Origin of the sequence: Hydrogenophaga sp., from assembly GCF_028698005.1 — a bacterium.
Taxonomy (GTDB): domain Bacteria; phylum Pseudomonadota; class Gammaproteobacteria; order Burkholderiales; family Burkholderiaceae_C; genus Hydrogenophaga.
Window position 1 is genome coordinate 1 of record NZ_JAQVEJ010000165.1, and the last position, 6,502, is coordinate 6,502.

Annotated in this window: 5 protein-coding genes and 1 pseudogene; all 6 read right to left on the reverse strand. The window is 68.5% G+C overall.

The features are described from left to right. The coding region (locus tag PHQ87_RS13530; protein ID WP_300235345.1) for an imelysin family protein at positions 1–817 on the reverse strand (817 nt) is incomplete at its 3' end. Between the two features lie 155 nt (positions 818–972). Further along, positions 973–3,090 (reverse strand): TonB-dependent siderophore receptor, encoded by a 2,118-nt coding sequence (locus PHQ87_RS13535; RefSeq protein ID WP_300235348.1) that lies wholly within the window; start codon positions 3,088–3,090, stop codon positions 973–975. Positions 3,091–3,137: 47 nt separating this feature from the next. Next, positions 3,138–3,308: a hypothetical protein gene (locus PHQ87_RS13540; RefSeq protein ID WP_300235351.1), complete on the reverse strand. Its 171-nt coding sequence runs from the start codon at positions 3,306–3,308 to the stop codon at positions 3,138–3,140. Further along, positions 3,305–4,480, reverse strand: a complete 1,176-nt coding sequence (locus PHQ87_RS13545; RefSeq protein ID WP_300235354.1) for a PepSY domain-containing protein — start codon at positions 4,478–4,480, stop codon at positions 3,305–3,307. Before PHQ87_RS13545 ends, PHQ87_RS13540 begins: the two co-directional genes overlap by 4 nt. A gap of 215 nt (positions 4,481–4,695) precedes the next feature. Continuing rightward, entirely contained in the window at positions 4,696–6,084 is a 1,389-nt protein-coding gene (locus PHQ87_RS13550; protein WP_300235357.1) for an aminopeptidase P N-terminal domain-containing protein, read from the reverse strand. Between the two features lie 107 nt (positions 6,085–6,191). Continuing rightward, positions 6,192–6,502 (reverse strand): annotated as a pseudogene (locus PHQ87_RS13555) (nucleotidyltransferase family protein); the annotation flags it as partial.

Consider the following 6,502-nt stretch of genomic DNA (forward strand, 5'->3'; position numbering starts at 1 on the left):
CCTGCGAATTCAGCGCCACTTCCATACGTTCGCCGGCCAGCTCACCGCGCGAGAGCGAACCCAGGCCGACAAGGATCTTGCGGACCGACTCCTTGCCGCCCTTTTCGAAGCGGGCGCGGTAGTTGTTCGTCTTGCCTGGCTCCCAGGCCTTGACCAACCCGGAGAGGTCGTCAATCAGCATCTCGGTGGCGACCGTGAGGTACTGGCGGCGGCGGTCGGCGTTTGGCTTCTTACCGTCCACGTAGTCCTCGAAGGAACGGTTGCCCGGGCCGGTCTCGCTCATGTCCTGGCCCCAGAGCAGAAACTCGATCGCGTGCCAGCCGGCGCTGATGTTCTCCTCGCCGCCGCGTTCGTTGAACTTGGCGAGGTTGGCCTTGGTGATCTTGAGCTTCCTGTCGTTGACCAGACCGGCCTCGGGCTTGCCCTCGACATAGTCGACATAGGCCTCGTCCAGCGGCCAGGCGTTGAGCTGGCCTTCGGGGCCGTTGTCGTCGTCGATGGGGCCGCCGTAGAAGCGGAACGCCTCGGTCTGGCCGTAGAACTCGCGCGCGTCGCGCCAGGCCTGGCGGGCCTTGTCCAGCCCGTCGGCCGACGGGGTCGCGACGAAGGCCTGGATGGCGGCCTGCATGTCCTTGGCTGCGGCCAGGGTATCGCTGTAGTTGGCGTGCACGAGCGCAGCGTAGTGCCGGGCCACGGCCTTGTGGTCGATGACCGACGCGGCGGCGGCCGTGGCAGGGCCGGCCGCCAGGGCACCGGTCGGCGACAGGGCCAGGGTCGAGAGTGCCAGCACGGTGGCGGCAATGGCGTTGGTTTTCATGCTGCGACGGTTCCTTGTAGTGGAAATGAGAATAATTCTATTTCAATAAATTCAGGCCACAAACATTCTGAGGCCCGGGCGTGCGCGATCCGGCTTCCGCTTCGCGACCATCCCCTGAAGGCCTTTGGCCATCCGGGGTGGCTGCGGCGGTCCGGTCAGAGCTTGTAGTCCAGCGTCAGCGCGACGGTGCGTGGCGCGCCGTAGATCGCGCCATATTGGACGGAGCGCAGGTACTTCTTGTCGGTCAGGTTGTAGACGTTCAGGCGCAGGGTGGCGGCCGGCGTGAGCTCGTAGGCGGCGAAGGCATCGGCGAGCGCGTAGCTGTCCTGCCGGGCGCCGCCGTCCTTGTAGACGTCCGACTGCCAGCGCACACCGGCGCCCACGCGCAGTTGCGGCATGGCGGCGATGCGGGTGTCGGCGCGCACCTTCAGCGTGCGGCGCGGCACCCATTCGTAGATCCGGTTGCCGTCCGGGCCCGTGAGCTTGAGCGAGGTGAAGCCGGCGCCGATGTTGGTGTCGGCGCCGACACGGCCGGTGACTTCGACCTCGAAGCCGCGCGCCCTCACGTCCTTGGGCTGGTAGAAATTCGATTGCGCGACCGGATCGAAGCCCGCGATGGTGGCGATGCCGCGCTGCTCGGCGCTGAACACGGCGAACGAGGTCAGCAGCTTGCGGTCGAGCCATTCGGCCTTCACGCCGGCCTCGGCGTTGACGCCCTTCATCGGCTTGAGGTACGCGCCGTGGACGTCGCGCTGGTCCTGGGCCTGGAAGATGTCGGAGTACGAGGCGTACAGCAGCGCGTCGGGCGTCAGGTCGAAGGTGGCGCCGACGTAGGGGCTGACCTTGTCGGTCGCCTCGTTGTCGAGGTTGGTGCCGCCGCCGTAGATGGCGGAACCGTCACGCCTGAGCTTGATCGCGTTCATGCCGACGACGCCCTTGAGCCTGTCGCTGAGCGCGAAGCGGCCCGCGGCATACACGCGCGTGAGGGTCTGGTCGCCGTTGGCGCTTTCGTACCTGTCGCCCCAGGCGGGCTCGGGATAGACGTCACCCGGGTACGGGAAGGCCGGCAGCACGGGGAAGGAACCGCCCGGGAAGGCGTAGGACAGGCCGTCCTGCTTCGAGTGGCTGAGGCCGAAGATGGTCTCGTGCTGGCGGCCGAAGGCATGGAGGCGGCCCGTGAGGCTCAGGTCGAGGATGTCGCTGCTGGACCTGGACTCGCCACGGTAGGGCCAGCCGATGAGGCCGGTGTTGTCGCCGTTGAGGTGGCCGGTGGCCGTGTAGGCATAGAACAGCCGCGTGTTCTCGCGTCCCTCGGCATGGTTGTAGGTGAGCTTGGCTTCCCATTCGGGCGAGAGCATGTGGGTGTATTCCACGAAGGCGCTCTGGCTGCGCGTGTTCCAGCGCGTCCAGTCTTGGGCGGTGGAGGCCGAAACGTCGAAATCGGCGAGCGTGCCGTCCGCATAGGGCAGCGTGAGCGAGCCCCACATGGGCGAGCGCTGCTTGTTGTCCTGGTGCGTCATGCCGATGGTCAGCACGCCGTCGAGACCTATCTGGCCTTCGACCACACCGTAGATCGCGGTGCGCCTGTCGTTGAGCGCGCGCAGGTGGGAGTCCTTGTCCTCGTTGACCACCACGAGGCGCCCGGCCCACTTGCCGTCCTGCGTGAGCACCTTGTTGTAGTCCAGCGCCACGCGCTGCTGGTTGTGCGAGCCGAGGGTGAGCAGCGCCTCGCCGCCGTCCTTGTTGGTGGGGCGCTTGCGCACGTAGTTGATGGTGCCCGAGGCATTGCCCACGCCCGTGAGCAGGCCGTTGGCACCGCGCACCAGCTCGATCTTCTCGAACAGGTAGGTGTCCTGCTGGCCGACCACCAGGCCCCAGTCGTTGGACATGCCCAGGCCGTCGATCTGCGTGAGCATCACGTCGAAACCGCGCGAACTGTACGAGGTGCGGTTGGTTTCCCAGCGGTCGACGACCAGGCCGGTGCCCCACTCAAGCGCGTCGTTGCTGTCGGTCACGCCGAAGTCGCGCAGCGTTTCGCGGTCGAGGGTGCTGATCGACTGGGGCGTGTCCTTGATCTCCATGGGCAGGTGGGTCGCGCCCTTGGACACGCGATGCTCGCGTTTGGTCTTGACCACGATGCTGGCGAGCGCGGGCGTGTCGGCGGTGACATCGGCGGGCGCTGTCTGCGCCAGGGCCGGGGGCTGGAAGCACAGGCTGGCCACCAGCAGGGTGCTGGCGGCGGCCACGGGGTGACATTGGAAGCGGATCTTCATGGCTTTTGTTGAAAGGACGGGAAACAGGAGAGGCGGACGGCGCCTGTTCAACGCGGCGCGCGGGGCAGCAGCGCCCAGGCACTGATGAGGGTCGGGATGCCCAGGCCGATCGCGGCCACGGCATCGCCCCAGTCGTCGGAGACCAGGCCGGTGATCAGGCCGGTCAGGCTCAGCAGCCCGATGAGGAAGGGCCAGCGGAAGATCTGCCAGAGGCTCATGGCATGGCCTCCGTCGAGCGCGCCAGGGCGGGCCGGGGTTCGCTGTCGGCCGGCAGGTCGGCGGTGGCCGGGCGCCGCACCCGGCGCCGCTCGAACCAGAGGTACAGGCCGCTGCCCAGCACGACGATGGTCACGATGTCCAGCAGCGCCCACAGGATCTGCATGGGGCGGCCGCCGTAGTCGCCGAAGTGCAGCGGCTGCGACACCAGCAGCGCGGTGAGATACCAGGGCATCGACGGCGCCGCCGTGACTTCCGCCGTGCGGGCATCGACCAGCACCGGCTTGAGCAGGCGCGCTGTCAGCGGCGTGTTGCCGCGCAGGAAGAAGGTGAAGTGGTGCGGGCTGGAGAAGGCGGTGCCCGGAAAGGCCACGAACGACAGGGTGGTGCCGGGCACATGCTCGCGCGCGGCGTCGTAGGCGCGTTGCAGCGAGGCGCGCTCGGCCACCGGCGTGACGGGCTGACCCTGGTACGGGGCCAGCAGGGTGGAGACCTCGCTGTACTGCCAGTATTTGATGAGCAGGTCCGCCCACGTGTTGATCATGCCGGTGCCGCCGACCACGAAGGCCCACACGAGGGTGACGACCCCCAGCAGGTTGTGCAGGTCGAGCCACTTCAGGCGCGTGGAGCGCTGGCGCCGCACCTCGCCGAAGCGCAGCCGGCGCATGAAGGGTGCGTACAGCACCACGCCGCTGACGATGGCCACCAGCATCAGCAGCCCCATGAAGCCGAGGAACAGCTTGCCCGCCAGACCCGCAAACAGGTCGACGTGCAGCTTGAGCATCACCCACATGAAGCCTTCGTCGAAGCGCGGCTGCGCCAGCACGTCGGCGGTGCGGGCATCAACCGCGACCGAACGGAAATCTTCCGTCGGCGCCGGCGTGGGCGTGAGCGTGAAAAACCAGATGTTGTCGTCGTCCTCGTCGGGGATGGCGTACTGGACGATGCGGTCGGGGTGCCGGGCGTTGGCCGCGGCCATCATGCGGTCGACACTGGTCTTGGGTGTGTCCTCCGCCATGGCGGGGGCCTCGACTTCGGTGCCGAGCAGGTGGCCGATTTCGTGGTGGAAGATCAGTGGCAGGCCGGTGATGCACAGCAGCAGCAGGAAGATCGTGCTGATCAGGCCGCTCCAGGTATGCACCCAGCTCCACGCGCGCAGGCTGCGAGGACTCATGGAGGTCAGGAAGGGGTGGGTTCTTCGCTGGCTTCAGGTCCTGTCCGGATGGGCGCCCTGGACGGGCGAGCACCGGCTGGCAACCGTGGCTGGCTATGATTTACGAATGATAACGATTATCGTTGGCATTTATAGTGGCGTGGCAAAAAAATGGCGCAACGGCCCGCCGGACGGCGTTGTCCGGTGGGACGGCGCCTGCTCCGCGCCGGCGTGCGTCAGCCCTGCATCAGGTGCTCGATCTCGTCGGCCAGCACCGGCACGCCGCGCGTGATCAGCTCGCAGCCGTCCTCGGTCACCACCGCGTCGTCCTCGATGCGGATGCCGATGTTCCAGTACATCTCGGGCACGTCCTCGGCCGGGCGCACGTAAATGCCCGGCTCGATGGTGGTGACCATGCCGGGGCGCAGGATGCGGCTGGGGCGGTCCTTGATGAGCTCGCCGCTGAGCGGGTCGCGCCGCTCGCTGGCCCGGCCCAGCTCGGTGGGCTCGACGTAGCTGCCGCAGTCGTGCACGTCCAGGCCCAGCCAGTGGCCGGTACGGTGCATGTAGAAGCGGAAATACGCGCGGTTGGCGATCACGTCGTCCAGCGTACCCACGTTGTCCTTGTTGAGCAGGCCCAGGTCGAGCATGCCCTGCGCGAGCACCTTCACCGTGGCCTCGTGCGGGTCGTTGAAGCGCGCACCGGGCCGCGTGGCGGCCACGGCGGCCTCCTGGCTGGCCAGCACCAGGTCGTACAGCGCCCGCTGCGGACCACTGAAGCGCCCGCCCGCCGGGAAGGTGCGCGTGATGTCGCTGGCATAGCCGTCGAGCTCGCAGCCGGCGTCGATGAGCACCAGCTCGCCGTCGCGCACGGGGGCGGTGTCGGCACGGTAGTGCAGCACGCAGGCATTGGCACCGGCCGCGACGATGGAGCTGTAGGCCGGGTACTGCGAGCCGTGCTGCCGGAACTCGTGCAGCAGCTCGGCGTCCAGGTGGTACTCGCGCACCTCCTCGCCCGCGCGGATCATGCGCGCGCTGCGTTGCATGGCGCGGATGTGCGCCTGCGCGCTGATCTGCGCGGCGCGCTTCATGATCGCAATCTCGTGCCCGTCCTTGACCAGGCGCATCTCGTCGAGCAGGCTGCACAGGTCGCGCTGGCTCTCGGGGCACAGGGCACCAAAGCGCACGCGCGCGCGCACCTTCTGCAGCCAGCCGTCGATGCGGCCCTCCAGTCCGGGGTGTGTGGCGAACGGATACCAGACGGTGCCGCGGTTTTCCAGCAGGCGCGGCAGGCGCTGGTCGAGCTCGTCGATCGGCCAGGCCTCGTCCACGCCCAGCGCGGCCGGCGCTGCTTGCGGGCCCAGGCGGATGCCGTCCCAGATCTCGCGCTCCAGGTCCTTGGGCTGGCAGAACAGCGTGCTGCGCCCGTCGTCCGTGATCACCAGGCAGGCATTGGGCTCGGTGAAGCCGGTCAGGTACAGGAAGTAGCTGTCGGCGCGGAACAGGTAGTCGCTGTCGCGGTTGCGCGTGCGTTCGGGGGCGGTCGGCACGATGGCGATGCCACCGGGGCCGAGCTGGGCCGCGAGGCGTGCGCGGCGCTGCAGGTGGGGTTCAGAGGCTTGCATGTGCACAGCTTAGCGGATGCGCGCGCGCCGCGCCGGCGCCCCGCCTGGCAGTTGGGCCGCCACGCCCGTGACCATGCGCCGGGCGCTGCATCGCGGCGGAGGCAGGATCAGGCGTTGAGCTGCGCCAGCCGCTCGGGCGTGCCGACGTCGGTCCAGCCGCCGGCATAGACCTCGGCGCTGACGCGGCCGGCGTCCATGGCGTGGCGCAGCAGCGTCGCCAGCGGTGAGGCCGTGCCCTGGGGGTTGCCGGGCAGGATGGTGCACCAGGGCGGCTCGAACAGGGCGCGCCGGTACAGCGCGATGGTGCTGAAGGTCCAGCGCTCGCCCTCCGCGGTGTTGAGCGCCAACCCCTCGGGTGAGAGCCCGAAGTCCCCCTGGGGGTTGTGCGGCGGGTTCGGCACCAGCCACAGGTGGGCCA